This is a genomic window from Acinetobacter sp. A3 (genome assembly GCF_012371415.1).
Classification (GTDB): domain Bacteria; phylum Pseudomonadota; class Gammaproteobacteria; order Pseudomonadales; family Moraxellaceae; genus Acinetobacter.
This window is the reverse complement of sequence record NZ_JAAZQW010000012.1, coordinates 38,180-63,829: the sequence shown is the minus strand read 5'-3', so window position 1 is coordinate 63,829 and position 25,650 is coordinate 38,180. Positions and strand designations below refer to the sequence as shown.

General features: G+C 41.1%; 24 protein-coding genes. 15 read left to right on the top strand and 9 right to left on the bottom strand.

The features are described from left to right. Positions 1 to 154: 154 nt before the first annotated feature. From mtlD to pabC, 5 genes are all read right to left on the bottom strand, one after another. Positions 155 to 2,284 carry a bifunctional mannitol-1-phosphate dehydrogenase/phosphatase gene (gene mtlD / locus HHA42_RS06155; RefSeq protein ID WP_168460099.1) on the bottom strand — a complete coding sequence of 710 codons (2,130 nt, stop codon included), beginning with the start codon at positions 2,282 to 2,284 and terminating at the stop codon, positions 155 to 157. A 194-nt stretch (positions 2,285 to 2,478) separates the two neighbouring features. Next, on the bottom strand, positions 2,479 to 2,895 hold the full coding sequence (locus HHA42_RS06150) for a PaaI family thioesterase (protein ID WP_168460100.1): 417 nt from the start codon (positions 2,893 to 2,895) through the stop codon (positions 2,479 to 2,481). Between the two features lie 107 nt (positions 2,896 to 3,002). Next, complete coding sequence (gene tmk, locus HHA42_RS06145; RefSeq protein WP_168460102.1) at positions 3,003 to 3,611, bottom strand: dTMP kinase; 609 nt, start codon at positions 3,609 to 3,611, stop codon at positions 3,003 to 3,005. Between the two features lie 2 nt (positions 3,612 to 3,613). Then, complete coding sequence (mltG, locus tag HHA42_RS06140; RefSeq protein WP_168525791.1) at positions 3,614 to 4,684, bottom strand: endolytic transglycosylase MltG; 1,071 nt, start codon at positions 4,682 to 4,684, stop codon at positions 3,614 to 3,616. Further along, complete coding sequence (pabC, locus tag HHA42_RS06135; protein WP_168525793.1) at positions 4,677 to 5,510, bottom strand: aminodeoxychorismate lyase; 834 nt, start codon at positions 5,508 to 5,510, stop codon at positions 4,677 to 4,679. Before pabC ends, mltG begins: the two co-directional genes overlap by 8 nt. Positions 5,511 to 5,681: 171 nt before the next feature. On the opposite strand from pabC, the gene HHA42_RS06130 reads away from it, so the two are divergent. The 7 genes from HHA42_RS06130 (at position 5,682) to HHA42_RS06100 (ending at position 12,795) form a co-directional block, all read left to right on the top strand. Continuing rightward, positions 5,682 to 6,692: a sulfate ABC transporter substrate-binding protein gene (locus HHA42_RS06130; RefSeq protein ID WP_168460105.1), complete on the top strand. Its 1,011-nt coding sequence runs from the start codon at positions 5,682 to 5,684 to the stop codon at positions 6,690 to 6,692. A gap of 265 nt (positions 6,693 to 6,957) precedes the next feature. Continuing rightward, on the top strand, positions 6,958 to 7,563 hold the full coding sequence (locus tag HHA42_RS06125; RefSeq protein WP_168525789.1) for an alpha/beta hydrolase: 606 nt from the start codon (positions 6,958 to 6,960) through the stop codon (positions 7,561 to 7,563). 84 nt (positions 7,564 to 7,647) lie between these two features. Continuing rightward, positions 7,648 to 8,481, top strand: coding sequence for a sulfate ABC transporter permease subunit CysT (cysT, locus tag HHA42_RS06120; protein ID WP_168460108.1), 834 nt, complete (start codon positions 7,648 to 7,650; stop codon positions 8,479 to 8,481). Next, on the top strand, positions 8,478 to 9,371 hold the full coding sequence (gene cysW / locus HHA42_RS06115) for a sulfate ABC transporter permease subunit CysW (protein WP_168460110.1): 894 nt from the start codon (positions 8,478 to 8,480) through the stop codon (positions 9,369 to 9,371). The genes cysT and cysW overlap by 4 nt, the downstream gene beginning before the upstream one ends. Before the next feature lie 11 nt (positions 9,372 to 9,382). Next, the gene (locus HHA42_RS06110; protein WP_168525787.1) at positions 9,383 to 10,444 is read left to right on the top strand and encodes a sulfate ABC transporter ATP-binding protein; all 1,062 of its coding nucleotides are present in this window, start codon (positions 9,383 to 9,385) and stop codon (positions 10,442 to 10,444) included. 53 nt (positions 10,445 to 10,497) lie between these two features. Further along, positions 10,498 to 11,421, top strand: a complete 924-nt coding sequence (locus HHA42_RS06105; RefSeq protein ID WP_168525785.1) for a CysB family HTH-type transcriptional regulator — start codon at positions 10,498 to 10,500, stop codon at positions 11,419 to 11,421. 201 nt (positions 11,422 to 11,622) lie between these two features. Next, complete coding sequence (locus HHA42_RS06100) at positions 11,623 to 12,795, top strand: outer membrane protein transport protein (protein ID WP_168525784.1); 1,173 nt, start codon at positions 11,623 to 11,625, stop codon at positions 12,793 to 12,795. A gap of 56 nt (positions 12,796 to 12,851) precedes the next feature. Here HHA42_RS06100 and carO read toward each other — a convergent pair whose 3' ends face one another. Beyond that, the gene (gene carO, locus HHA42_RS06095) at positions 12,852 to 13,568 is read right to left on the bottom strand and encodes an ornithine uptake porin CarO (protein WP_168525782.1); all 717 of its coding nucleotides are present in this window, start codon (positions 13,566 to 13,568) and stop codon (positions 12,852 to 12,854) included. Between the two features lie 303 nt (positions 13,569 to 13,871). On the opposite strand from carO, the gene dapD reads away from it, so the two are divergent. The 5 genes from dapD to HHA42_RS06070 all read left to right on the top strand — a co-directional run bounded on the left by dapD (position 13,872) and on the right by HHA42_RS06070 (position 17,179). After that, entirely contained in the window at positions 13,872 to 14,693 is an 822-nt protein-coding gene (gene dapD / locus HHA42_RS06090) for a 2,3,4,5-tetrahydropyridine-2,6-dicarboxylate N-succinyltransferase (protein WP_019837707.1), read from the top strand. A 79-nt stretch (positions 14,694 to 14,772) separates the two neighbouring features. Then, entirely contained in the window at positions 14,773 to 15,483 is a 711-nt protein-coding gene (gene queE, locus HHA42_RS06085; protein WP_168525780.1) for a 7-carboxy-7-deazaguanine synthase QueE, read from the top strand. A 74-nt stretch (positions 15,484 to 15,557) separates the two neighbouring features. Beyond that, positions 15,558 to 16,229, top strand: a complete 672-nt coding sequence (gene queC / locus HHA42_RS06080; protein ID WP_168417792.1) for a 7-cyano-7-deazaguanine synthase QueC — start codon at positions 15,558 to 15,560, stop codon at positions 16,227 to 16,229. Positions 16,230 to 16,242: 13 nt separating this feature from the next. Next, complete coding sequence (locus tag HHA42_RS06075; RefSeq protein WP_168525778.1) at positions 16,243 to 16,647, top strand: hypothetical protein; 405 nt, start codon at positions 16,243 to 16,245, stop codon at positions 16,645 to 16,647. A 70-nt stretch (positions 16,648 to 16,717) separates the two neighbouring features. Continuing rightward, on the top strand, positions 16,718 to 17,179 hold the full coding sequence (locus tag HHA42_RS06070) for a peroxiredoxin (protein ID WP_168525776.1): 462 nt from the start codon (positions 16,718 to 16,720) through the stop codon (positions 17,177 to 17,179). 67 nt (positions 17,180 to 17,246) lie between these two features. Here the strand turns inward: HHA42_RS06070 and HHA42_RS06065 are convergent, their stop codons facing one another. Beyond that, the gene (locus tag HHA42_RS06065) at positions 17,247 to 17,819 is read right to left on the bottom strand and encodes a nicotinate-nicotinamide nucleotide adenylyltransferase (protein ID WP_168525774.1); all 573 of its coding nucleotides are present in this window, start codon (positions 17,817 to 17,819) and stop codon (positions 17,247 to 17,249) included. Positions 17,820 to 17,919: 100 nt separating this feature from the next. Here HHA42_RS06065 and HHA42_RS06060 point away from each other — a divergent pair, with 100 nt between their 5' ends. Both HHA42_RS06060 and HHA42_RS06055 read left to right on the top strand, forming a co-directional pair. Continuing rightward, positions 17,920 to 18,720, top strand: coding sequence for an enoyl-CoA hydratase-related protein (locus HHA42_RS06060; RefSeq protein ID WP_168460130.1), 801 nt, complete (start codon positions 17,920 to 17,922; stop codon positions 18,718 to 18,720). 150 nt (positions 18,721 to 18,870) lie between these two features. Then, positions 18,871 to 19,647, top strand: a complete 777-nt coding sequence (locus HHA42_RS06055; protein WP_168525772.1) for a nitroreductase family protein — start codon at positions 18,871 to 18,873, stop codon at positions 19,645 to 19,647. On the opposite strand, the gene HHA42_RS06050 is transcribed toward HHA42_RS06055, so the two are convergent. After that, positions 19,644 to 19,961 carry an NGG1p interacting factor NIF3 gene (locus tag HHA42_RS06050; protein ID WP_168525770.1) on the bottom strand — a complete coding sequence of 106 codons (318 nt, stop codon included), beginning with the start codon at positions 19,959 to 19,961 and terminating at the stop codon, positions 19,644 to 19,646. The genes HHA42_RS06055 and HHA42_RS06050 overlap by 4 nt on opposite strands. Positions 19,962 to 20,139: 178 nt before the next feature. Continuing rightward, the gene (gene purL / locus HHA42_RS06045) at positions 20,140 to 23,976 is read right to left on the bottom strand and encodes a phosphoribosylformylglycinamidine synthase (protein ID WP_168525768.1); all 3,837 of its coding nucleotides are present in this window, start codon (positions 23,974 to 23,976) and stop codon (positions 20,140 to 20,142) included. 308 nt (positions 23,977 to 24,284) lie between these two features. Between purL and HHA42_RS06040 the strand changes: the two genes are divergently transcribed. After that, entirely contained in the window at positions 24,285 to 25,628 is a 1,344-nt protein-coding gene (locus HHA42_RS06040; RefSeq protein WP_168460134.1) for a deoxyguanosinetriphosphate triphosphohydrolase, read from the top strand. Positions 25,629 to 25,650 lie beyond the last annotated feature (22 nt).

Sequence of the window (25,650 nt, the reverse complement as noted above, 5' to 3'; positions counted from 1 at the left end):
CAAGGTCTTGCTCTACTTTCTTTAAGCTTTCAGTCAAGTATTTCATTGCAAGTTTTTTTAAAATTTAATACCTAAATAGTATATGTTTGACTATATTTATCAATATAATTATTTGCTATCAATCACTCCTCCTAAGAATTCATCAAGTTGAGTTTTATATTACGGCTGCAACTTGAGTATCATCTTGAATAAATGCTTCTAAGCGAACTTGACCAGCCAATAGTTGCTGTAATTGGTGGCTAATTGTGTACTGCAATTGCTGCCGTGTCTGTTCGCATATAGGCGCATTTTGCAATTGTTTTGACAAATGCTGTAATGCTGCTTGAGTCCCCAACTGCTGCATTTTAATTGCATACAGATAGCCCAACACCACTCCTTTCTTCACATAATTTGCAGCTAAATCATGCTGCAGATGATAAATCAAAGCACCCATCACCCGTTCATTGGCTGAGAGTTTACGCAAAGGGTCACGTGCCACACGCTGACACGGGTCTTTATAGGCATGTTCACATGAGTCCAGAAAGCTCTGTGCCAGATGCTTTAAGTTTTGCTGACGATGCGGCAACTGTGCAGCTAATCCCAACGCTACTTGTGCCGAAACAGCGCGGGTAAAATCTGCAACCAATGGGTCTGCCATTGCGACACCAATACTGTTATGCCCTATTAAACTGGATAACCAAGCCATCATGGCATGTACACCATTCCATAAACGATTTTTAATGAGTTGGATTTCGGCAATATCATCTACCAAAATCATTTGACGCATGTGTTGCAATAATGGACTGGCATTTTCCACATAAATAGGCATGTCACTTTCAGCATGAAATAAAATTAAATCCATACTTTGCAAAATGTGACTGGGCTGAAAATTGCGTCTTAAATCTTCTACATATAAGGTGGCTTGACGCTCTTGCTCAGGCTGCAATCGAGTATTGTCTTCAATTTCAATTGGCTCTGCTTCGTCATCCAACTGAAATTGCTTAAAAATATTATACTTGATGCGTAATTGGCGATATAAGTTTTGATCGCTTAATTTAGAGACCATTCTATTTACGACAGTATCGCAAAAATAATGCTGCGCCATAATTTTGGCTGCCGTATCGGGATCCAACAACGTCTCTAACGCCTGATGAATATGCGTCATCAAGAGCTGTTTTGCCCCAACTTTATTTAAAATTACCAAAATAGTTAAAGGCTGATGGAGTTCAACTTGCGCTATAAAACGGGCATATAAGCCCTGCGCAATTACTTTAGCCTCTTGCTGTAAAGCATGTTCAGGCAAACATAATGCAATTAGGCTCGACTCCACATACATTTGCTGCATCTGCTGCAAGTTCTCCGCATCAATGATGTGCATATTTTCAATTCGTTCATCATAAGAACATTGTCCATAACGAATTGAATACGTTCCAAAGGCGTTTACTGCAGAACGATATAAGGTATTCCGTGTAGAAGCATAAATACGTTTAGGACGGGTATAGCCATCCCAGTGCGATAAAATTTGGGCCAAATAGCCCCCACCTATTGCACCAAAACCATGAATCCCCACACTCAACTGATTTAAAGTTTGCGGGAAGGCCTCTTGTAAACTCGGCATTTCCAATACAGGAATAACTTGATTTAAGTCATCTAAATAAGCTTGCATACTTGCGTAATAATGCTGCGTGAGTGACAACATATTAGCATTAGGTTTTTTGATATCCCGAAATAGTATGGTTATGCCACCCGCTGCATGTGCAGATTTGATTCCATTTTCAGAATCTTCCAGCATGAAACATTCGCTGGGTTCTAGATTAATTTTTTGTGCGGCTGTTATAAAAATTTCAGGATGTGGCTTGCCCTGTTGCACCTCATCGCCACAAACTAATACATCAAAAAACTTATAGACATTGGCATTAATCAAATATTCTTCGGCAATGGCACGACGACTAGACGTAGCAACCGCCATTCTCAAGCCAGACTTTCGTAACCGCTCTAATACCTGCAACAAACCTTTTTTAATGGGCACACCAAAATTGCGCACACTTTCTAGTTCTAGTTCATCAGCACGCTGACGGATCTCACGGTAAGGAATGTCTGCACTATATTCTGCTTGCGCCAGTTGTTCAGCGCTCTTTGCACTCAAACCCAAACATTGCATGAGGTATACGTCTGAAAATTCAACGCCAATGAGCTCCTGAGATGCCTGCTTCAATGTTTGAAACCGTAATCGTTCAGTATCAAACATTGTTCCATCCATATCAAAGATTGCTCCATGAACAATATTGTTCTTAAATTTAAGCATTTAGCTCCCTTGTTTTATCACTTACGGGTTGCTAGCTTAGACAAAAGCAGATTTGATCTATATGAAAAACATAAAATGAAATATTTGTGATTATTTTTTAACCAATCAAACCCTGATTTTCATGTGATATGTGTACATATGTAACCACATGGTAAATATAAGTAACTAAAATTAAGATAAAGCTGACTTTATTCTCAGCCAATCTGTGGAATCGAATATGTCCCTGTGACATGCGCCACGGCATCATCTACACCTTCGGAATATACCCAAACCTCACCGACCACGAGGTTTTTCCCTACTTTCATTAAGCGACATTCACCACGTAAATTACGCCCTGCTGCGGGCTTGCGTAAAAAGTTGATGTTTAAATTACTGGTCACCGCCAAAGCCACCAAACCCAACTCCCCTAAAATGGCGATATAAAGTGCATAGTCTGCAACAGTCATCATAGTCGGCCCTGATACCGTACCACCTGGGCGTAAATCACGTTCATCGATGTGATAATTCACCAATGCCCCACGTGGCGTGATGGACACAATTTCACATTTTTCCAGACTTTGCGGAAACTCTACTTTTAAAAATTCAATAATTTCTTCTTTGGTCATGCTCATGTTGTTCGATTCACTATTTTTCTAAATGATAAAAAATCTTCTAAAGCACAATCACTATAGAAGATTTTTTAATGCAATCAAATGCGCAAGAATGACTGATTCGCTTGTTAAGTATTTGGCTGTAAATATTGCATTGCCTGTGCAAAGACTTGATCTGGGTTTTGAGTCGCATCCAAGCGTTTTACTCGTTCAGGTTGTTGTTCCCATAAAGTTTGATAACCGCCTCTGACTTTCTCAAAGAAAGTAGCTTTCTCTTGTTCAAAGCGGTCTAACTCACCCCGAGCACGTGCACGGGTCATACCCAGCTCAATTGGGGCATCCAACCAGAAAGTTAAGTCAGGCATACGTGCCACAAAATGGCTATTCAGCATGTTCAACTTCGCTACGCTTAAACCACGGCCAGCACATTGGTAGGCAAAACTTGCATCACTAAAACGGTCGCATAACACAGTTTTACCTGCAGCCATTGCTGGTAAAATCACCTGATCTAAATGCTGAGCACGCGCTGCATACATCAACAATAACTCAGTGTCTGAACACATTTTTTCTTCATGGTTGACCGCGAGTAACAAAGCACGAATTTGCTCTGCCATAGGGGTTCCACCTGGCTCACGGGTTAAAACCACCTCTTGACCTTGTGCAGTAAAATAATCATGAATACGGCGAATGAGTGTCGTTTTGCCTACCCCTTCGGTGCCTTCAAAACTGATAAACATGCTTATTCCCCTGATTTTTTCGCGCGCAGTACATTTAAATATTCCTGCACGGCACGGTTATGATCTTGCAAATTGGTGCTAAATTTATGTCCACCATTACCTGTCGCGACAAAATAAATGTTGTCAGATTGGTCTGGATGCATCGCCGCTTCAATGGCTTTTTGACTTGGCAAGGCAATTGGTGTTGGCGTTAAGCCACTCATGGTATAGGTGTTGTATGGCGTTGGAGTGCGTAAATCCTGACGGGTGATATTACCCTGATAACGATCTCCCATACCATAAATGACGGTTGGGTCAGTCTGTAAACGCATACCCAGTTTTAAACGACGTACAAACACCCCAGACACTTGCCGTAATTCAGCATCAACATTGGTTTCTTTTTCAATAATTGAGGCCATAATCAAGGCTTCATATTTATTTTTATAAGGTAAATCTGCTGCTCGATTATTCCAAGCATCATCCAATGCTTTCATTTGACGCTGATATAAATCGGTTAAAATTTTACGATCAGTTTCACCTTTAGCAAAAAAATACGTATTTGGTGCAAACAACCCTTCTGGATGTGCATAAGGAATATTTAAAGCTTTCAGCAATTCTGCATAAGGTAAATGCACTACTTCTTTACTGACCAAATCATCTTTCTTTAATGCCTCAATCAATTGCTTAAAGGTCGTGCCTTCAATAACCAAAATACGGTTCATTTGCGCATTTTCAGCATTGGCGATCATTTCCATAACCTGACGTACGCTCATGCCCTGACGCACTTCATATACACCTTTCTTCATGCTGTCATGGATCATCACCCATTGGTACAACTTTAAAACAATTGGAAAGTTCACATGATCATCTTCAGCCAAACGATCAATAAAGCGTGAATACGTGTCGCCTTCATTAATTGCCAATAATTGTTTTTGACCTTCAACAGGATAATCTCTAAACAGACTTGACCATAAAATCACGCCAAGCACCAGTAATAGCCCCAGTATAAAAATGATGCCACCTTTCAAGGCACGCATAGACTGTACTGTATTAGTTTTCTTTTTAGATTTTGACGGGCGTTTAGGTTTAGACATAAGAATGTATCTGATTCAGTTGAAGTTGCTTAAATAATTGAATACACGGTTGCACATCCAAAAGCTGTGACTGTAAATGGCTGGCAATTTTCATTGGACTAAGCGCATTGCAAAAAAATAAACTTTGAATGTCCGCAATTTCTGCAGCATCTATATCACGTTGTTCACACGCAATATTGTGCTGTTGCATCCGCGACAAAATTTCTGCCCGCATCACGCCGTGCACGCCATTATAACCAAGTTGCGGGGTAATCCATGTATTGTTTATAAGAATGAAACAATTACTACTCACACCTTCAACCACACGCCCCTGCACATCGGTTACCAAAGCCTCAAGCCACCCCGCTTGATCTGCCTCTTGTTTTAATAAAACCTGTTCAAGACGGTTCAAACTTTTCACACCGACCAACTGTGGCATCGTCAAGCCAATGGTCTGTTCTAAGACACCGCTTTGAATGATTTCGTAGTGGTATTCTGCCCCTAAAGTTTCTTGCGCCTGAGGATAAAAGAATACCCATACATCGGCAGGATGTTCGGGCAAGCTATAGCCACGTTGACCCTCACCACGACTCAGCACAATCTTTAATGTGCCATTTAACTTGCCCTGTTTTTGTTTTAAATCGGCCAGTGTTTTATTAATAAGTTCAAGATTTACAGTTAAATGCATGTGTTCTTTGGCATGCGCTAAACGCGCTAAATGCCGATGCCACAACTCAACTTGATTGTTGCGAATCCGTGCAGTACTAAAACAGCCATCGCCATAATGAAATGCCCGATCTAACAGGTGGATGTGCTCAATAGGCTCAGCATTTTTATAACACTGCATAGACAACTTACTCATGATTTATCACAAAATATAAAAAAGAATGAAGAAATTTATATTTATCATTTGCTGATATTCACCGCATTTTAAATTATTTTTTAAGAAAATGAACTGACTATATGCTTGCCTCATTCAACTCAGCACACAACAAAGCATAAACCAATGAGGTCAATCATGCGCTTTTCAAAATTTAAAATTGGGGTACTGGCAGCCATACTTTCTAGCACAGCACTGAGTGTATCTGCAAAAGACTTTCTCAATGTTTCTTACGACCCTACCCGTGAATTATACGAAGATGTCAATCAACACTTTGGCAACTACTGGAAAAAACGCACTGGACAAACTATTAATTTCAAGCAATCACACGGTGGCTCAGGTAAACAGGCACGTGCGGTTATTGATGGCTTAAATGCCGATGTTGTGACCCTAGCTTTAGCAGCGGATATAGATGTTATTGCAGAAAAAGCCAAACTATTACCCGCTGACTGGCAAAAAAAGTTACCGAATAACTCAACTCCATACACATCAACCATCGTATTTTTAGTCCGCCAAGGTAACCCTAAAAATATTAAGGACTGGGGCGATTTAGTTAAACCAAATGTTGCAATCATCACACCAAATCCGAAAACCTCAGGGGGCGCACGCTGGAATTACTTAGCAGCCTGGGCATGGGCTAAACATCAACCTGCTGGGAATGATACCAAAGCCCAAGAGTTTGTACGTCAAATCTATAAACAAACCAAAGTTCTTGATTCAGGGGCACGCGGTTCAACCACCACTTTTGCAGAGCGTGGTATTGGAGATGTCTTACTGGCTTGGGAAAATGAAGCTCATTTAGCGATTCGTGAACAGCCGGGTAAATTTGAAATTATTACCCCAAGCCTTTCTGTATTGGCAGAACCACCTGTGGCTATTGTCAATAAAAATGCCGAGAAAAAAGGCAATCAGCATCTTGCTCAAGGCTATTTAAACTTCTTGTACTCTCCTTTAGGGCAGGACTTAGCAGGTAAGCATTTTTACCGCCCACGCAGCGCAACCGCATTGACCAAGTATCAGCACGTATTCAAACCTTTAAAATTGGTCAGCATTGATCAAGAATTCGGTGGCTGGGAAAAAGTGCAGAAAGTCCATTTTGAAAATGGTGGTATTTTCGATCAAATTGTAAAAGCCAACGCTGCAAAATAAGCATGTGAAGGACTTGGGCAAGCACCCTCATTGAAAAATAGGGGTGCTTTTTTACCCTATTTTCTTATATATCTCTTTTATTCATATAAAATTCATTTTTAATTGTTTTTTTTGCATAGAAACTCTCGCTATTCTTCGTGCAGGTTTCAAAAATGACTTTTAAACAATGGTCTAGTGATTTGAATTGCAAACCTAACCAGACCTTCCACTCAAAAAGTGGAACAGCAACGTCATTAATGTACATATATTTTTCAGGAGCATCGACATGATTCATACCGTAATTGTTCCAGGCGTGGGTGGCAGCGAACATGCTCACTGGCAGTCTTGGTTACAACGACAACTCATGTCTTGCTCACGTGTGCAACAACAAGACTGGAATTTACCAATTTTAAGTCATTGGGTGGCTGAGTTTGTGAAAACTGTTGCGCCTATTCAGGACGATATCCAAATCGTGGCACATAGCTTTGGCTGTCTGACCACAATTGCAGCCTTGGCACAATATCCTGAACTACAAGAAAAAATTAAAAATGTAGTTTTGGTTGCGCCTGCTAACCCTGCACGTTTTGGTGAATCAGGTTTTGCACAGCAAAGCCAAAACAACTATTTGGCTTATTTTAAGCAGCTCAAATGGTCTGTACCGACTCAATTATTAATTAGCGAAAATGACCCATGGCTAAGCTTTGAAGATGCGCAAGCCTTAGCGCAAACATGGCAATTAAAGCCTATTAATTTAGGTCAAGTTGGACATATTAATGTCGCTTCTGGCTTTGATGCTTTCCCTGAGATTCATCATTATCTCATCTCACAAAATACGATGTCGCATATCAGCAATACTGATAACAGCAAGTATTTATTTAAATTTGCAATTTAACCCTTGCAAACTATGCTTGTGCCGAATTTACATTTTCTTTGCTCTGTTTGTTTTCAAACACAATTCTCTCTTTGAGGAGTCATCATGTCGCAGCGATCCCGAGTGCTGCCAGGATTTGGTCTTTCTCTAGGCTTTACCCTAGCGTATTTATCCTTAATTGTTCTTATTCCCTTATCGGCAGTATTTATTAAATCGCTTGGTATTGGTTGGGATGGTTTATGGGAAATTTTAAGTTCAGAACGTATTCTAAAATCTTTGCAACTCAGTTTTAGTGCTGCGCTCATCGCTGCCTTTATTAACGTGGTCTTTGGCCTGTTATTGGCATGGTGTCTAGTTCGCTACAGTTTCCCAGGCAAACGTATTATAGATGCGTTGGTCGATTTACCATTTGCTCTACCGACCGCAGTAGCAGGTATTGCGCTGACTTCTTTATATGCACCCACGGGTTGGATTGGTCAATATTTAGAGCCAATTGGCATTAAAGTCGCTTATACCCCAATCGGGATTACTTTGGCCTTGATTTTTATTGGTATTCCTTTTGTGGTGCGTACCGTACAACCTGTACTCAGTGACTTAGAAACTGAACTGGAAGAAGCTGCATCGGCACTAGGAGCAAACCGCTTTCAAATTGTCAGTAAAGTGATTTTTCCTATTTTACTGCCTGCCTTAATCACCGGCTTTGCTTTGGCATTTGCTCGTGGTGTAGGCGAATATGGTTCTGTTATTTTCATTGCAGGTAATCAGCCTTTTGAAACTGAAATTGCACCGTTAATGATTATTTCTCGCTTGGAAGAATACGACTACGCAGGTGCAACCACCATTGCTGTGGTGATGTTACTGATTTCTTTTGTGATGCTATTCCTTATTAATTTATTACAAGCATGGGCAAGCCGTCGCACAGGGAGAACTGCACGATGAGTTTAAATACCAACAGCAATGCTTTGGCTGAAAAACTACAGTCACGCGATGCCACCCGTGAACCGACTTGGGTGCGTTATACCCTAATTGCGATTGCCTTAATCTTCTTTTTAAGCTGCTTAATTTTGCCGCTGATTCTGGTCTTTGTAGAAGCCTTTAAACAAGGTGTAGGGGTTTATGCACAAGCACTGGTACATCCAGACACGCTATCGGCAGTGAAATTAACCTTACTGACCGCAGCCATTGCAGTCCCTTTAAACGTGGTTTTTGGTGTGGCAGCCGCATGGGCAGTCGCCAAATTCAACTTCCGAGGCAAATCTATCCTCACCACGCTAATTGATATGCCATTTTCAGTTTCTCCAGTCATTGCAGGTTTAATGCTGGTATTGATTTTTGGTACACAAGGCTGGATGGGCGGCTGGTTGATGGAACATGACATCAAAATTTTATATGCCGTTCCTGCAATTGTTATCGCAACCATTTTTATTACTGTACCTTTTGTAGCCCGTGAATTAATTCCATTAATGGAAGCACAAGGCACAGAAGAAGAAGAAGCAGCAATTGTATTGGGTGCTTCTGGCTGGCAAACCTTTTGGAAAGTCACTCTACCCAATATTAAATGGGGTTTAATTTACGGCGTGATTCTGTGTAATGCACGTGCGATGGGTGAGTTTGGTGCAGTATCGGTTGTGTCTGGGCATATTCGTGGTGAAACTAACACCCTGCCACTTCACGTCGAAATTCTCTATAACGAATATACCTTTAGTGCTGCGTTTGCAGTGTCATCGCTCTTGGCACTCTTGGCTATTGTGACCCTAATTTTAAAAACCTGGGTAGAAATTCGCCAAGAAAAACAAAACCAACGTAATGAAGATTCAACCGTTTCTTAAGGAATGACCACATGAGTATTCAAGTTAAAAATATTGAAAAAAATTTTGGTGCATTCCATGCACTCAAAGACATCTCTCTCGATTTTCCAGATGGTCAATTGGTGGCACTGCTTGGGCCATCAGGCTGTGGTAAAACCACCCTGCTCCGTATTATTGCAGGTTTAGAATCTGCAGATCGTGGCCAAGTAATTTTAGAAGGTCAAGATGCGACCGATGTGCATGTCCGTGAACGTCAGGTTGGTTTTGTATTCCAGCACTATGCCTTGTTCCGCCACATGACTGTATTTGACAACGTGGCTTTTGGTTTACGTGTACGTCCTCGTTCAACCCGACCTTCAGAAGCTGAAATTAAAAAACGTGTTACCCGTTTATTAGATTTGGTTCAACTTGGCTTTTTAGCTGACCGCTACCCTGCTCAGCTATCTGGCGGTCAACGTCAGCGTATTGCTTTAGCACGTGCCCTAGCGGTTGAACCACGTGTATTACTACTCGATGAACCTTTTGGCGCACTGGATGCCAAAGTACGTAAAGAATTACGTCGCTGGTTAAGAACCCTGCATGATGAGCTACACATCACGTCTATTTTCGTGACTCATGATCAGGAAGAAGCACTGGAAGTTGCAGACCAGATTATTGTTATGAACAAAGGCAATGTCGAGCAGATTGGTTCACCACGTGAAGTGTATGAAAAGCCTGCTACACCGTTTGTATTTGACTTCTTGGGTCAAGCCAACCGTTTTGAAGGCCAACACCACAATGGCTTTGTTCAGATTGGTGAAGATCGGGTACAACTGCTGAACCAACCCAATGCACCGCAGGGTGACGTGATTGCATTTGCACGTCCAGATGAACTGCATATTCATGCACAACCACAAGAAAATTGCATTCAAGCTACTTTTTTACGTGAAGTTTGGATTGCAGGTAAAGTGGTTGCAGAATTGCAAGATCGTCAAGGTAATTTAATTGAAATTGCCTTAAGTGCAGAAGAAGCCAAGCTCCACCAATTCCGCCCAAATCAAACAGTATGGTTAAGTGTCAGCACTTTACATTTATTTGAAAATCAAGTTGCATAAGGACATTAAGATGGGGCGTCACATGCCCCATCCTCTTTTAAGGTTTCACCACTATGAATTTCCAACAACTTAGAATTATTAGAGAAACGGTTAGACAGAACTTTAATTTAACTGAAGCCTCAGCTGCACTGTACACCTCTCAATCTGGAGTCAGTAAGCACATTAAAGACCTTGAAGATGAATTAGGGGTACAACTCTTTGTGCGTAAAGGCAAACGCTTACTGGGGCTCACCGAACCCGGGCAAGCCTTGCTGAGCATTGTAGAGCGCATGTTGGTCGATGCTGACAACATTAAACGCCTTGCCGATGACTTTAACAAAGTCGATGAAGGCACGCTTACCATTGCAACAACCCACACCCAAGCACGTTATGTATTGCCACCAATTGTAAATCAATTTAAAAAGGAATTTCCTAAAGTTCATTTGATTTTGCAACAAGCCAGCCCTATCGAAATTTCAGAAATGCTACTTCAGGGTGAAGCCGATATTGGCATTGCAACGGAGTCTTTAACCACAGAAGACAACTTGGCCAGTGTGCCTTACTATAACTGGCAGCACAGCATTATCACCCCGCAAGATCATCCTTTAGCGAGTAAAACTGACATTCAGCTGACCGATCTAGCAGACTACCCAATTATTACGTATCACGGTGGTTTTACGGGTCGCTCTAAAATTGACAAGGCTTTTACCGATGCAGGGATTGATGCCAATATTGTAATGTCAGCACTGGATGCCGATGTCATTAAAACCTATGTGGAATTAGGCATGGGCGTTGGTGTGGTCAACAATGTGGCATACGATGCTGAACGCGATTATCGTCTCAAACAAATTCAGACCGATATTTTTGGCATTAATACCACTTGGATTGCGGTGCACAAAGGTCATTTACTGCGTGGCTACGGCTATGAATTTATTTCATTATGCGCCCCAGATGCAGATATTAAAGCCTTGAAGCGTATTGCGTATCCTGAGGAATAAGCCAAATTAGACCAACATAAGCACGTAAATTGACGTGCTTATGTTTCATCACTTTGCTATGAAATTGGTTTATCTTTTTGTGCAGCAAATAATTGAAATAATGATTTATATTTTATAAAAACCATGAATAATATAGAATCTAAAATAAAAAATACGATTCGATTTTAAATACGATTCTATAATTTCGACCAAGGGCGTAACATGAAATATCACATTTATACTGCGTTATTCTACGTGCTGCCCATCGGTCATGTTTATGCTGCAGGCTTAGAACGCAGTAATCAATCTATTCAAGCTTTCTTTGAAAAAGGCAATTATGCAGAAGTGTCTATGCTGCAAGTCAACCCGAATGTTTCAGGAAAAGTGCAACCTGTTTCATCTGTAGGGAGTCCAGAGTTTTCTACAGGTGATATGGTGAATAAGCAACACTACTTTCAAGCCGCCTTAAAACTACAACCGCATCCACAAATTTCGGTCGCATTATTATTTGACCAACCTTTTTTTACGGATGTGGGTTATCAGTTCAAAACGACTCACCCCTCTTCAGAAATTGCAGACGTTGAATTCGATTCAAACAACATGACTGCACTGGTTGGCTTCCAACCAAATGCAAACTGGAATCTGTTTACGGGTGTGAGCTACCAATCCTTTTCAGGGAATCTCAGAATTGGTACACACGTCGACAATATTTATTTTGATTATGATGTGCACTTCCCTAAAGATCACGCATGGGGCTGGCTGGCAGGTATCAGCTATCAACTTCCTGAATATGCTTTCACTACAGCTATTACCTACCGCTCTAAAATTAAGCACCATACCAATGCTAGCGAAAGTTTTTTGGGGTTTCCTCTAGAGATTGCACCACAGCATGCGACTACTATTCAAACACCAGAATCAATTAATTTCGATTTTCATACAGGTTTACCTGCACAAAATTTTCTCTATGCATCCTTAAGATGGGTGAATTGGCAAGATTTTGAAATTCAGCCCTCACAATATGCTGCAATGCTACAGCAAGTACCTAATATGAATTTAAATCTGATTGATTACCAAAAAAATCAGTGGTCGGCACGTTTGGGTGTAGCGCATCAATGGTCACCAAAATGGATCACTGCTGTTGAAGGATTGTGGGACTCAGGTGCAGGAAATCCTGCTTCCAGCTTCAACCCTGTAGATGGTTATTTAGGTTTAGGTACTGGCCTTATTTATAATTTCACCCCTAAAACTTTTGTGATTAGCGGTATTCATTATCTGTACTTTAATCAACCAAAGAATGCACAAGGGTCTTCTTTGCTTTCACAAAGCTCACACTTTTCACAACTCGAAGAACGGGATGCTTGGATTTATCATCTCAAACTTGCACACCGTTTTTAGTCCATCAAAAAAACGAGCCGAAGCTCGTTTTTTGTTCATTCAAACACTGACTTGAATTACCAATGGTAGCTCACACCCAGTTTCGCCACTGGCATCCATTCATATTTGTCATCGTTACGAACTTCATTCAGGTGATCTACTACTAGCTGGTTATCCTGCCAAGTGCCATCCTCAACTTTTACATTCGTTACTGTAGGGTTACCTGTATAGTAAGCACCAACTTCACCAAATACGCCCCAGTTTTTATTAAGTTTTGGTGCAAAACCTAGACCTAAATATGGTGCAATATCATTACTATAGTCAAGATCATAGCCAAGTTTGCTTAAACCAGTATTTTCACCCTTAACTTTAATAGTTCCACCATCATTACGAGCTTGTAAGCCGTATTGTTGATCGATGTAGCCTACACCCGCTGCAACATAAACACCTTGTGCCCATTTATTTGGACTTGCGCCCCAAGGACGTAATTCAGCATTTAAATAGGTCAAGTTATTATCCATATCAACGTCATAATTGACATCATCAACTTCAACATCATCCGACCAAGAAATATCACCACCGTTATAACCTAAAGCTAAGCCAACGTATGGGTTTGCAGTCCAAAGTAAGGCACCACCATAACCAGTTGTACCGACTTCAGCACGAACACCTGTTGGAATGAGTTGGTTACGGTCAAATGCATAACCATCTTGCACAACAGCTGTATCTGCCATTGCAGAACATGCAACTGCTGCCAATACCGATGCGGCTAAAATTGTGTGTAAAGATTTCATTGTATTCTCCTCAAATTAAAACTTTTGAATTTTTCATTCGTTTTGTCATGGAAAAACTATAGGGCATGTTGCGCTCATCTTTTATGCAAGATTTGCTAGGTTTATGTTATTTTTTGATACAAATTCTTTTTTCTTGTTGATTGTTAAACAATTTAATTTCAAAACAGTAACAATTAAGCCGTATATAATCTGTTTAGCTTTCGACCTTTCATTATAATTTCTTCATTTAAAGCTTAATTTTCAATCTATTCTTGACACAATATAGTGTAAAATCTTGGGAAAATTTTTCAGGTAATTACATCGATGTCGCAGCTTTCAACAATTATTGAACAAGCATTTGAAGACCGTGCTAATTTTACAGCGGCAGATTGCCCTGCTGAAATTCGCCAAGCAGTTGAACAAGCAATTGCGGGTTTAGACAATGGCACATTACGTGTAGCTGAAAAAATTAATGGTGAATGGATTGTTCACCAATGGTTGAAAAAAGCAGTTTTACTATCGTTTAAATTGAATGACAACAAGCCAATTGAATCTTGTGACCTTCGTTTTTACGACAAAGTCGATACTAAATTTACAGATTGGACTGACGAGCAATTTAAAGCTGCAGGGGTACGTGTTGTACCACCTGCCGTTGCACGTAAAGGTTCATTCCAAGCCAAGAATGTCGTATTAATGCCTTCTTATGTAAACATTGGTGCCTATGTAGATGAAGGCACTATGGTAGATACATGGGCAACAGTGGGTTCTTGTGCACAAATTGGTAAAAATGTTCACTTATCAGGTGGTGTAGGCATTGGTGGTGTACTTGAACCTTTGCAAGCTAACCCCACTATTATTGAAGACAACTGCTTCATTGGTGCACGTTCTGAAATTGTAGAAGGCGTGATCGTAGAAGAAGGCTCAGTCATTTCTATGGGCGTGTATATTGGTCAATCTACCAAAATTTATGACCGAGAAACGGGCGAAATCCACTACGGCCGTGTACCTGCTGGCTCTGTTGTCGTATCAGGCAACTTGCCATCTAAGTGTGGCACATACAGCCTATATGCGGCTATCATCGTGAAAAAGGTAGATGCCAAAACACGTGCAAAAACCAGCTTGAACGATTTATTACGCGAAGACTAATTTCCTTTCAGTCTTCAGCATCTCTACGATCAGCAATGATCGTAGGGATTTTTGTTTTTTATATACTGTGATGAATATTATGAGTACGCTGCGATCTTCCGCTATTCCTGTTTCTGATCCGTCTGCGGGGTTACGCATTACGGAGATTTTTTATTCATTACAGGGCGAAGCTAATACTTCTGGTTTACCGACAGTCTTTATTCGTCTTACGGGTTGCCCTTTGCGCTGCCATTATTGTGATACTACATATTCTTTTGAAGGTGGTGAACGCAAGTCTTTAGATGACATTATTCAAACTACGCTCGATTTTAAAACCCCGTATGTATGTGTCACAGGTGGCGAACCACTAGCTCAACCCAATGCACTGCCACTTATGCAACGTCTGGCAGATTTAGGCTGTGAAGTGTCTTTAGAAACCAGCGGTGCTTTAGATGTCTCTAAAGTGGATCATCGTGTATCTAAAGTGCTGGATTTAAAAACCCCTGCATCGGGTGAAATGTCGCGTAATTTATTATCAAATTTAGATTTTTTAACCCAGCATGATCAAATCAAGTTTGTGATTTGCAACCATGATGATTATCTTTGGGCAAAACAGCAGCTTGAACAATATCAACTGCATAAAAAAGTAGACACGGTGTGGTTCTCCCCCGCATTTGCAGTCGAAAAAGGTGCAGTAAGCCTGCCTCAGCTTGCACGTGATTTAGCACAGTGGATTTTAGCCGACCATCTCCCGGTTCGTTTCCAGTTACAATTGCATAAATTGCTTTGGAACGATGAAACAGGTCGCTAATGCTGACTGCTGAAATTGCTCAGTATTTTGCTCAGGCCTTAAATCTTAATTTTTAAAGTTTTGGAGATTCAACTATGCGCCCTCGTGCCATTGTATTGTTATCTGGTGGATTAGACTCAACCACGTGTTTGGCATGGGCACAAGCGCGTTATGAATGTATTGCGCTTAGTTTTATGTACGGTCAGCGCTCTACCACAGAATTGGATGCTGCACGTGCCTTGACCCAAAAAGCAGGCGTTGAGCACCGTGTGATTAATATTGATTTGGGTAATTTAGGTGGTTCTGCGTTAACCGATCACAGCATTGAAGTACCTGACCATGAGCAAGAAGGTATTCCTGTTACCTATGTGCCTGCTCGTAATACCATCTTCCTGTCTTATGCCTTAGCTGCAGCAGAAGTATTTGATGCCGAAGCAATTGTGATTGGTATTAATGCGGTTGATTATTCAGGCTATCCTGACTGCCGCCCTGAATTTATTGATGCTTTTGCCAATATGGCACGTCTGGCCACCAAAGTGGGTGTAGAAGGCAAACCGCTAAAATTTGAAACACCATTGTTACATTTATCCAAAGCAAATATTATTCGCTTAGGTATTGAACATGGCGTAGACTATAGTCAAACGGTTTCTTGCTACCAAGCAGATGACCAAGGACGTGCTTGTGGTAAATGTGACAGCTGTCGCTTACGCAAACAAGGTTTTGCCGATGCAGGTGTTGCAGACCCAACACGTTATATACCGTCATAATAAGGTAAAGTGTATGAAAAATTTAAAATCAAACATTATGGTTTCTGCGATTGTGTCTGTAGCTGCATTATTCGCAACAACAACACACGCAAATAATGATAAGTTGCAACAGGCATACAAAAGCACCAATGTAAAAGCAGCTTTAATTAATGTTTGTAAAGAAGAAACTGCTAAAGGCAAAAAACTAACTACTGCTGAAGTGAACAAGTATTGTACTTGTGCAGTAGAAGCAGATGGTAAATTGACCAACGCTCAGAAATGGGAAATTCAAAGTGCCATTAACCAGAAAAAGAGCCCTGGTACTTTAGCTTTTGTACAAAAGCAAAATAAAGATTTACAAGCTTGTTTTGGCCCACAGTTAACAGGTAAATTAAAAACCTTAACTGAAGAAGCAATGAAAGCTGCTGAGAAAAAATAAGTTTTCTTAACAATTTCAACTAGCCACTTTATGTGGCTAGTTTTTTATGTGTATGGTCTTGGAGAAAAATATGAGCACGGCTGCAATTCAATTACCAAATCAGGCTTTTCCTGCAACTACAGGTGAAGTGAACTTAACCGAACTTGGTACAGATTGGTTGGTGGTTTATTTTTACCCAAAAGATTCCACGCCTGGCTGCACGACACAAGCTGTGGATTTTACTGCACTAAAAGCTCAGTTTGATGCACTGAATACCACCATTATTGGAATTTCGCGCGATTCGGTCAAAGCCCACCAGAACTTTACCGAAAAGCAATCTTTGGGTATTAATTTAATTAGTGACAAAGAAGAAGTACTGTGCCAATTATTTGATGTAATTAAAGAAAAAAATATGTATGGTAAAAAAGTGATGGGGGTTGAACGCTCGACTTTTATTTTCCATCAAGGTCAACTGGTAAAAGAATATCGTAAAGTCAAAGCTGCAGGACATGCAGAACAAGTCTTGGCTGACTTAACTGCTTTACAGGCTTAATTTTCTGCTTTAAAAAATTATGGATGATTGACATATTGTCAATCATCCATTGCTCTCTAAAAATTCATTATTCCAGCAAATTGCTGCTGTCCTGTTGTTGATATTTTTCTTGTAACTGTTGATAAATAGCTGTGCTTTGAAATGCTTTTAAGAAATCAATTGTGCCTTGCGGGAAAAAATTAGGCTGGATTTCCCCACGATAATACGCTTCACGCGCAGGTGTAGCAGACATCGCACCTTGCAAACTGTCTAGCTCGACCATTTCCCATTCAGGAAAAAATTTTAAATAATAAGATGAATCATCTTTAAAATGCCCAATCAATCCAACTCGGTCTTGTGGATGAATCAGTTCATTCACTAAAGATTTCACCAGTTTTTGCCATTTTTCATCATTATACACATCTACTACGTGCACAAATTTGATCCGCTCTTGCAAATCTGGCGTGAAGTTAGACAAAATCATTTGCTCACGTTCTTTGGCTAAAAACGGATTTTTTAAATTACGCTCAGCTTGAGCCGAACCCAAGGCCAAAATCACATAATGACTGCGCTGCAAAGCAATTTGAATAGTTTGCAAGTGTGCCAAATGAAATGGCTGAAAACGGCCAATGAAAACCAAATAATCAAAGGTATATTGCATAATAAATCTAACTTTTTATGAACTCATGAGTTGTGCCAGCGCTGCGAATTTGCGACATAATGAGCCATAAATTCAACCCAATTAAAGCAAGGATAGTACGATGACACTGAGCTGTATTCAACAACCCCACCCACATTTGAATGCGAATTTAGAGCATGGTGTACTGACTTTAGCCATCAATCGCCCAGAAGCAAAAAACGCGCTGTATGGTGAATTATATTTATGGATTGCACAAGCCTTAGATGAGGCAGATCAAGCCAATGAAGTGCGTTGTGTCATTTTACGTGGTGCAGATGCCGACTTTAGTGCAGGCAATGACATGCAAGACTTTATGAAGTCTGCTGCACTTAAAGGGCAATTGCCTGCTGCGGAAGGCCCTCCATTCATCTTGCTAAAATCTGCAGCTAAGTTTTCAAAACCTCTAATTGCTGCAGTTCGTGGGGTAGCAATTGGCATTGGTGTCACAATTCTGTTACATGCAGATTTAGTTTATAGCGATGACACTGCGCTATTCCAGATTCCATTTGTGAGTTTAGGTTTATCGCCAGAAGGGGCTTCGAGCAAGCTTTTAGTGGAGCAAGCAGGCTATCATAAAGCTGCTGAACTTTTACTGACTGCACAAAAATTTAATAGTGAAACTGCCTTGGCTGCAAACTTAGTCAATAGTATTGAAAGTGATGTCTATGCAACTGCACAGCAAAAAGCAGCGCAATTGGCCGCTTTACCATTGGCTTCACTCAAACAGTCTAAAGCGTTAATGAAACACAATGTAGATGAAATTGTGGCGTGGATTGACCATGAAGCCGAAATTTTCATGCAACGTGTCGGCTCACCTGAAATGATGGAAGCTGTGCAAGCCTTTATGCAAAAGCGTAAACCTGACTTTAGCCAGTTTAATTAAGCTGCTGTTTCACTAAAAATGAATTCAACACATCACCTGAATTAAGAAGAACTACTAACCACATTCGGCTTAAGCGAATGTGGTTTTTTCTTTATTCGCCCCCATATTTTGCTAAATGCTGTCTATCATTAAAATTGAGGATTATCTGAAATGTCTACTAAGCTTACTCAAGACACCAAACCAGAGAAAAAAGAACGTTATTTTGAAGCTGCCCCACAAGATATTGATGTCGAAAACTTTAAAAAAGTCATTCAAAGCCGTCGTTCAGTACGAAAATTTACTGACAAAGCCATACCTGCTGAGATTTTAGATGATTGCTTAGACATGGCCTTACTTGCACCAAACTCATCTAACTTACAGCCGTGGACATTTGTTGTGGTGCAAAACCCTGCTAAGAAAAAGCAACTGGTCAAAGCTTGTTTAGGTCAGCTTGCGGCTCGTACTGCTGCAGAGCTCATTGTGTGTATAGCACGCACTGACCGGGTGGATGAAATGGCCAAAAAGAATATCAGCGAGTTTCCTTTTCCTGAAGCCCCTGCTGCGGTGAAAAAGTATTACAAATTTATTCCTTATAACTACATGACAGGTTACTTAAACACAGTAGGTAACTTTAAGAAAGTTGCATTTAAAATTGCACGTAGTTTAGATAAACAATTGCCTGTCACTGCCTTCACCCCTGCCGATGCAAAACTTTGGGCCAGTAAAACCACCGCACTCGCTTGTGAAAATATGGTATTAGCACTTCGTGCACATGGCTTTGACAGCTGTATGATGGAAGGTTTTGATGAACCGATGGTACGCAAATTATTAAAGCTGAATGATCAACAGCACCCAGTTATGGTTATTGCTGCAGGTGAACGTGCCGAAGATGGTGTATTTTTCCCGCAATATCGTTTTGACCGTGGGTTATTTATTCAAAAGGTTTAATCCTTTATTTCAATCATTTGTAAAAACTCAAAGGCAGGTTCTTCATAAGGATGACTTGCCTTGAGTGCCTTTGCCACAGCCTTGGCGTATTGCTCAGGCACAATAGTTTCCACTCGCCACTCGGCCACCTGTTCTAAAGTATCCAGCTCACCAATAAATGGTTCCGCACCCTGTACCGGCTTAAATTGTCCCGTGCCTAAAACCTGCCATGCACAATGCTCATAATTGCCAATCCCACCCGCACCCGCTGTAAAAATAGCGTTCTTGGTTGCCTCAAGATGTGATTCGGGTACGTAGTAGATGAGTTTTAGCATATATTTTCCTTATCAACATATGAATAAAATCGTTCGTTAAAATCTATTTAAAACAGTCTAAACAGAATTTATGCAATCAGCCTTGTTCTATACAAAACACTTAATCATTTAAATCAGATAAAACAAATAAGCCACCTGAAGGTGGCTTAATCTGCATCATTATCAAATTAGCTCAAGCTTAACCAATAAACTTACGTGCATTGCGGAACATACGTAACCACGCACCATCTTCAGTCCATTCTTCAGGTTTCCAAGAATGTTGAAGTGCACGGAAATTACGTTCAGGGTGCGGCATCATAATCGTTGCACGACCATCGGTTGAAGTCACCCCAGAAATAGCATCTGGTGAACCATTCGGGTTCATTGGATAATGCTGCGTTGCATTTCCATGACTGTCCACATAACGTAAAATTACTTGGTTGCCTGCATTCAATGCAGCCAAATTCGCTTCTGGTGCAACGACACGACCTTCACCATGCGCCACTGCGATTGGTAAAATTGAACCTTGCATATCTTGTAACAAGACAGAATTCGATTTTTCCACACGTACGTTAACGCTACGTGCCTCAAATACTTCTGAAGTATTACGATGGAAACGTGGCCACGCTTCTGCACCCGGAATTAATGGCGCTAATTGTGACAACATTTGACATCCGTTACAGATACCCAATGAGAAAGTTTCTTGACGGTTAAAAAATTTCTCAAACTGATCACGCAGTTTCGGGTTAAACAACACAGATTTTGCCCAACCACCGCCAGCACCCAATACGTCACCGTAAGAGAAGCCACCACACGCCACTAAACCTTCAAAGTCGTCTAAATCGACACGACCTGCAAGTAAATCACTCATGTGTACGTCAACAGTGTTAAAGCCAACTTTGTCAAACGCTGCCGCCATTTCTACATGACCATTCACACCCTGCTCACGTAAAATCACCATATTAGGACGACGTGTGTTGATATACGGTGCTTCTACAGACTCATTTAAATCAAAGCTTGGTTGTGCAATTAAGCCTTTGTGTGCTTTATCGGTAATTAATGCAAACTCTTGATCAGCAGTTTCTGAGTTATCACGTAAACGTTGGATTTGGTGGGATACTTCAGTCCATGCCACTTGCAAGTCTGCACGTTCAAGTACCAAACCATTTACAGTAAGTTGGTCTGTGTTATTGACGGTACCCACGACTGTAATTGCATCTTTCAAAGTAGATGCAGCAACTTCAGCAGCTAAGTCAGCCCAATCTGCTTTAGAGATTTGTAGTACTGCACCAATTTCTTCAGCAAACAATGCTGCAACAGATTGATCTTCAAGTGCCACACCTAAACGTGAAGCAAACATCATTTCTGCAACAGTCGCCAATAAACCACCATCACCAATGTCGTGATAGGCTTGGATCAGACCACGTGCATTCCAATCTTGCACCAACGCAAAGAAAGCTTTGAACTCATCAAAATTGTCTACATCTGGTGTGATTGAACCAATGGCTTTATACACCTGTGCCAAAATTGAACCGCCTAAACGGAACTGACCTTTAGACAAGTCAATGCGTACTAACACTGAATCGGTATTTTTTAATTCAGGAGTTAATGTTTTGCGTACATCGGTTACAGGTGCAAAGGCTGTGATGACACCTGACATTGGTGAAGTTACAGATTTTTCTTCGCCTTCGTCATTCCAAGTGGTACGCATAGACAATGAGTCTTTACCTACTGGAATTGCAATACCGAGTGCAGGACACATTTCCATACCAATGGCTTTAACACCTTCAAACAAGGCTTGGTCTTCACCTTTTTGCCCTGCTGCCGCCATCCAGTTTGCAGATAATTTAATATCGCTAATCTGATCAATTTTGGCCGACATGATGTTAGAAATTGATTCTGCCACTGCCAAACGTGCAGATGCTGCTGGGTTTAACAATGCTACAGGCGGACGTTCACCCATTGCCATTGCTTCACCTGTGAAGCCTTGCAAGCTAGTTGTGGTCACCGCTGCATCCGCAACAGGGACTTGCCATGGGCCAACCATCTGATCACGTGCAACCATACCGGTAATTGAACGGTCACCAATGGTGATTAGGAATGATTTAGAAGCAACTGTTGGATTTTTCAAGACGCGGTAAATCGCATCTTTCAGATCGGTGACTTGTGCCGCAGCAAAGTCATCCCCTTTACGCTCAATACTTTCATACGAACGGCTCATGCGAGGTGTACCACCTAACATAACCTGCATTGGCATATCTACAGCTTTGTTTTCAAATAGCGGGTCTTCAACCGTTAAATGACGCGCTTCAGTCGCTTCACCCAATACTGCAAACGGGCAACGCTCACGCGCACAGATCGACTCAAATAATTCTAAAGAACTTGGACGGATAGCCAATACGTAACGTTCTTGCGCTTCGTTTGACCAAATTTCCATAGGCGACATGCCAGGTTCTAAAGATGGAATCTTACGCAAATCAAGTACTGCGCCCAATTCGTGATCATTCACCAATTCAGGCATTGCGTTAGAAATACCACCTGCACCAACGTCATGCACCGATACGATTGGGTTGGCATCTTCCAAACGCCAGCAAGTATCAATCACTTCTTGGCAACGGCGTTCCATTTCTGGGTTTTCACGTTGTACTGAAGCGAAGTCAAGGTTTTCACCCATTGTACCGCTATCTACAGAAGATGCAGCACCACCGCCCAAACCAATTAACATGGCTGGACCGCCTAAAACGATGAGCAAGTCACCTGGCTGAATTGGATCTTTTTCAACATGATCTGGACGAATGTTACCGTAACCACCTGCAATCATGATTGGTTTATGGAAGCCTTTGACTTCACCATTCACGTTTTGCTCAAAAGTACGGAAGTAACCATTTAACGCAGGACGACCAAATTCGTTGTTGAATGCTGCACCACCCAACGGGCCTTCAATCATAATTTGTAATGGCGATGCCATACGTGAAGGTTTACCGTAATTTTCTTCCCAAGGCTGTTCAAAACCAGGAATGTTCAAGTTAGATACAGTAAAACCTGTCAAACCAGCTTTTGGTTTACCACCACGGCCTGTTGCACCTTCATCACGGATTTCACCGCCCGAACCTGTTGCAGCACCTGCAAATGGAGCAATTGCCGTTGGGTGGTTGTGAGTTTCCACTTTCATTAGAATGTGGGCAGCTTGGCTCTTGTACTTATAAACGTAGTGACCTGTCGCTGCGTCTTTTTTCGGATAAAAACGCTGAGTATCAAAACCCACAATGACCGAAGCGTTGTCTTTATAGGCAGATAAAACATCTGTAGGTGATTCTTTATAGGTGTTCTTAATCATTTGGAACAATGACAATGGCTGTACTTCGCCATCAATTGTCCATTCAGAACCAAAGATTTTGTGACGGCAATGCTCAGAGTTAGCTTGCGCAAACATCATCAATTCGATGTCATGCGGATTACGACCTAACTTGATAAATGCATCAGTTAAATAATCAATTTCTTCATCAGACAATGCAAAACCAAATTCGCTGTTGGCTTTTACCAGCGCAGACTTACCTTCGCCCAAAATATCAATGCTGTTGAGCGGTTTTGGCTCAGTTTCAGTAAATAACGCTGCCGCATCATCTATATGATTGAACACACTTTCAGTCATGCGGTCATGCAATACTTGTTTAACTTCATTCGATACCGCTGAAATACCTTTCAGGGTGAACAAAACACCACGCTCTAAGCGGTGCACAGGTGTATTACAGTTAGCAAAAATATCTGTTGCTTTTGATGACCACGGTGAAATTGTACCCACACGTGGAGTGACTAAAATTTGAACTTCATCACTTGCAGCTTGGCGTAATTCAAAAGACGCACCATCGTTTAAAAGCTGTAAAGCAGATTGCTGTTGTTGCTCGTCGAGCGCTTGGTCAAATAAATAAACCCATTGGCTATCGAAAGATTGAACAGAACTCATTGACGCTAAACGGTTTAAGAGTTGAGTTTTCTTAAAAGAAGAATGTGCAGGTGCACCGGCAACGATAAACATGCTGATTTTGGCTCCACGGGCTGATCTTTTGGACCATGCCACAATGTGACTTGAAGAGAGCGCATATTCTACTGTGAAATGCCCAAATCAGCTAGATGGCAAAACAGTTTTATTGCTGCGTTTCAGCAGCAAAACTTCTGAATATTGAGATAAAGCATAGATTTCCGATGGTTTTGCATCTTAGATGATTCTGCCATTTTAGAAACACGTTAAAGCTGTATTTTAAAAGACAACTCATGTCGCACTCCCCTAGAGCTTTTGCATTTTTTTTGGCATGATGCAAACAAGCACATAGTGAATAATGATAAATGACTCAAATGCGTTGGTTAGAACTGCTTTCTACAGTTCGGATTGGTAGTAAAAAACAAAGTACAGAACAGGCGCGCAGCCCTTTTCATAAAGATTATGACCGTATTATTTTTTCGCAAAGTTTTAGACAGTTAAACCGTAAAACCCAAGTTCACCCGCTGACACAGCATGACGGTATCCATACTCGTCTAACCCATTCTTTAGAAGTCTCTTGTATTGGACGCTCTTTAGGTATGTTGGCCGCAGAAAAAATTAAAGACCACTTACCCATGTGGATTTCCCCTGCCGATGTCGGTGCCATTATTCAAGCGGCTTGTTTAGCGCATGATATTGGCAACCCACCTTTTGGACATGCTGGTGAATATGCCATTCGCGAATGGTTTGATGATGCCTCACACGGCAACTTTCTTGCCAAACTCAGCGATGAAGAAGAAGCCGATGTACGTCAGTTTGAGGGCAATGCGCAAGGCTTACGTCTACTCACCAAAATTGATTATCACCCCAATGATGGCGGCATGCGCTTAACCTATGCCACCTTAGGTGCATATTTGAAATACCCTTGGCTCTCCAAAACCATTGCAGAACAAGGCAATCGCCCTGCCAACCAACGTGCAAAGTTTGGCTGTTATCAATCAGAAAAAGAGATACTCCAACAAATTGCAGAACAGCTTGGACTGATTCAATTGGGGGATTATCACTATTGTCGTCATCCACTCACCTATTTGTTAGAAGCAGCCGATGATATTTGCTATGCCCTGATTGATCTAGAAGATGGCATTATTCTAAATATGCTCAGCTATGAAGAAGTTGAACCAATTTTTCTAAACCTGATTGGTGAGTATGGCATCCCTGAAGAATTGGCGATGCCGCGTACCACATGGCAACAGAAAATTGCAGCTTTACGTGGTCGAGTGATGAAGCGTTTGGTCGATGAAGTTACCACAGCTTTTGCTAAACATCATTTAGAAATTTTAATGGGCCAACTACAAGGCAGCCTATTACAGTATTGCTCGGCAGATATTGAAGTTGGTATTAATCGCGCCAAAGATTTAGCCCGTGAGAAAATTTTTGAGCATCCACAAAAAGCGGGGCTTGAAATTATTGCACATCAAAGTTTACAAAATATCTTGGATGCGTTTATTCCATTGACCACACCACATAAAACCCTCAGCTTTAAAGAGCAGCGTTTAATGTCTATTTTGCAGCGTGCAGGGGCAGATTTTGCGCATAATCATTATGAAAATATTATGCAGGTCTTAGATATTATTTCTAAGTTTTCTGATCACCAAGCCTATAATTTGTCACAGGAATTACAGGGCAATAAGGTCGGACTACTTGGATGAATACGTTGGATATAAACAATAT

Excerpts from the sequence above, each read along its gene's own strand:
- HHA42_RS06125 (WP_168525789.1), top strand. The coding sequence starts at position 6,958 with ATGATTCATACCGTAATTGTTCCAGGCGTGGGTGGCAGCGAACATGCT.
- carO (WP_168525782.1), bottom strand. The coding sequence starts at position 13,568 with ATGAAATCTTTACACACAATTTTAGCCGCATCGGTATTGGCAGCAGTT.
- HHA42_RS06130 (WP_168460105.1), top strand. The coding sequence starts at position 5,682 with ATGCGCTTTTCAAAATTTAAAATTGGGGTACTGGCAGCCATACTTTCT.
- cysW (WP_168460110.1), top strand. The coding sequence starts at position 8,478 with ATGAGTTTAAATACCAACAGCAATGCTTTGGCTGAAAAACTACAGTCA.
- HHA42_RS06100 (WP_168525784.1), top strand. The coding sequence starts at position 11,623 with ATGAAATATCACATTTATACTGCGTTATTCTACGTGCTGCCCATCGGT.
- HHA42_RS06060 (WP_168460130.1), top strand. The coding sequence starts at position 17,920 with ATGACACTGAGCTGTATTCAACAACCCCACCCACATTTGAATGCGAAT.
- pabC (WP_168525793.1), bottom strand. The coding sequence starts at position 5,510 with ATGCAGTGTTATAAAAATGCTGAGCCTATTGAGCACATCCACCTGTTA.
- mtlD (WP_168460099.1), bottom strand. The coding sequence starts at position 2,284 with ATGCTTAAATTTAAGAACAATATTGTTCATGGAGCAATCTTTGATATG.
- HHA42_RS06150 (WP_168460100.1), bottom strand. The coding sequence starts at position 2,895 with ATGAGCATGACCAAAGAAGAAATTATTGAATTTTTAAAAGTAGAGTTT.
- HHA42_RS06075 (WP_168525778.1), top strand. The coding sequence starts at position 16,243 with ATGAAAAATTTAAAATCAAACATTATGGTTTCTGCGATTGTGTCTGTA.
- HHA42_RS06105 (WP_168525785.1), top strand. The coding sequence starts at position 10,498 with ATGAATTTCCAACAACTTAGAATTATTAGAGAAACGGTTAGACAGAAC.
- queC (WP_168417792.1), top strand. The coding sequence starts at position 15,558 with ATGCGCCCTCGTGCCATTGTATTGTTATCTGGTGGATTAGACTCAACC.
- HHA42_RS06065 (WP_168525774.1), bottom strand. The coding sequence starts at position 17,819 with ATGCAATATACCTTTGATTATTTGGTTTTCATTGGCCGTTTTCAGCCA.
- HHA42_RS06050 (WP_168525770.1), bottom strand. The coding sequence starts at position 19,961 with ATGCTAAAACTCATCTACTACGTACCCGAATCACATCTTGAGGCAACC.
- HHA42_RS06110 (WP_168525787.1), top strand. The coding sequence starts at position 9,383 with ATGAGTATTCAAGTTAAAAATATTGAAAAAAATTTTGGTGCATTCCAT.
- HHA42_RS06055 (WP_168525772.1), top strand. The coding sequence starts at position 18,871 with ATGTCTACTAAGCTTACTCAAGACACCAAACCAGAGAAAAAAGAACGT.
- tmk (WP_168460102.1), bottom strand. The coding sequence starts at position 3,611 with ATGTTTATCAGTTTTGAAGGCACCGAAGGGGTAGGCAAAACGACACTC.
- queE (WP_168525780.1), top strand. The coding sequence starts at position 14,773 with ATGAGTACGCTGCGATCTTCCGCTATTCCTGTTTCTGATCCGTCTGCG.
- purL (WP_168525768.1), bottom strand. The coding sequence starts at position 23,976 with ATGTTTATCGTTGCCGGTGCACCTGCACATTCTTCTTTTAAGAAAACT.
- cysT (WP_168460108.1), top strand. The coding sequence starts at position 7,648 with ATGTCGCAGCGATCCCGAGTGCTGCCAGGATTTGGTCTTTCTCTAGGC.
- dapD (WP_019837707.1), top strand. The coding sequence starts at position 13,872 with ATGTCGCAGCTTTCAACAATTATTGAACAAGCATTTGAAGACCGTGCT.
- HHA42_RS06070 (WP_168525776.1), top strand. The coding sequence starts at position 16,718 with ATGAGCACGGCTGCAATTCAATTACCAAATCAGGCTTTTCCTGCAACT.
- mltG (WP_168525791.1), bottom strand. The coding sequence starts at position 4,684 with ATGTCTAAACCTAAACGCCCGTCAAAATCTAAAAAGAAAACTAATACA.
- HHA42_RS06040 (WP_168460134.1), top strand. The coding sequence starts at position 24,285 with ATGACTCAAATGCGTTGGTTAGAACTGCTTTCTACAGTTCGGATTGGT.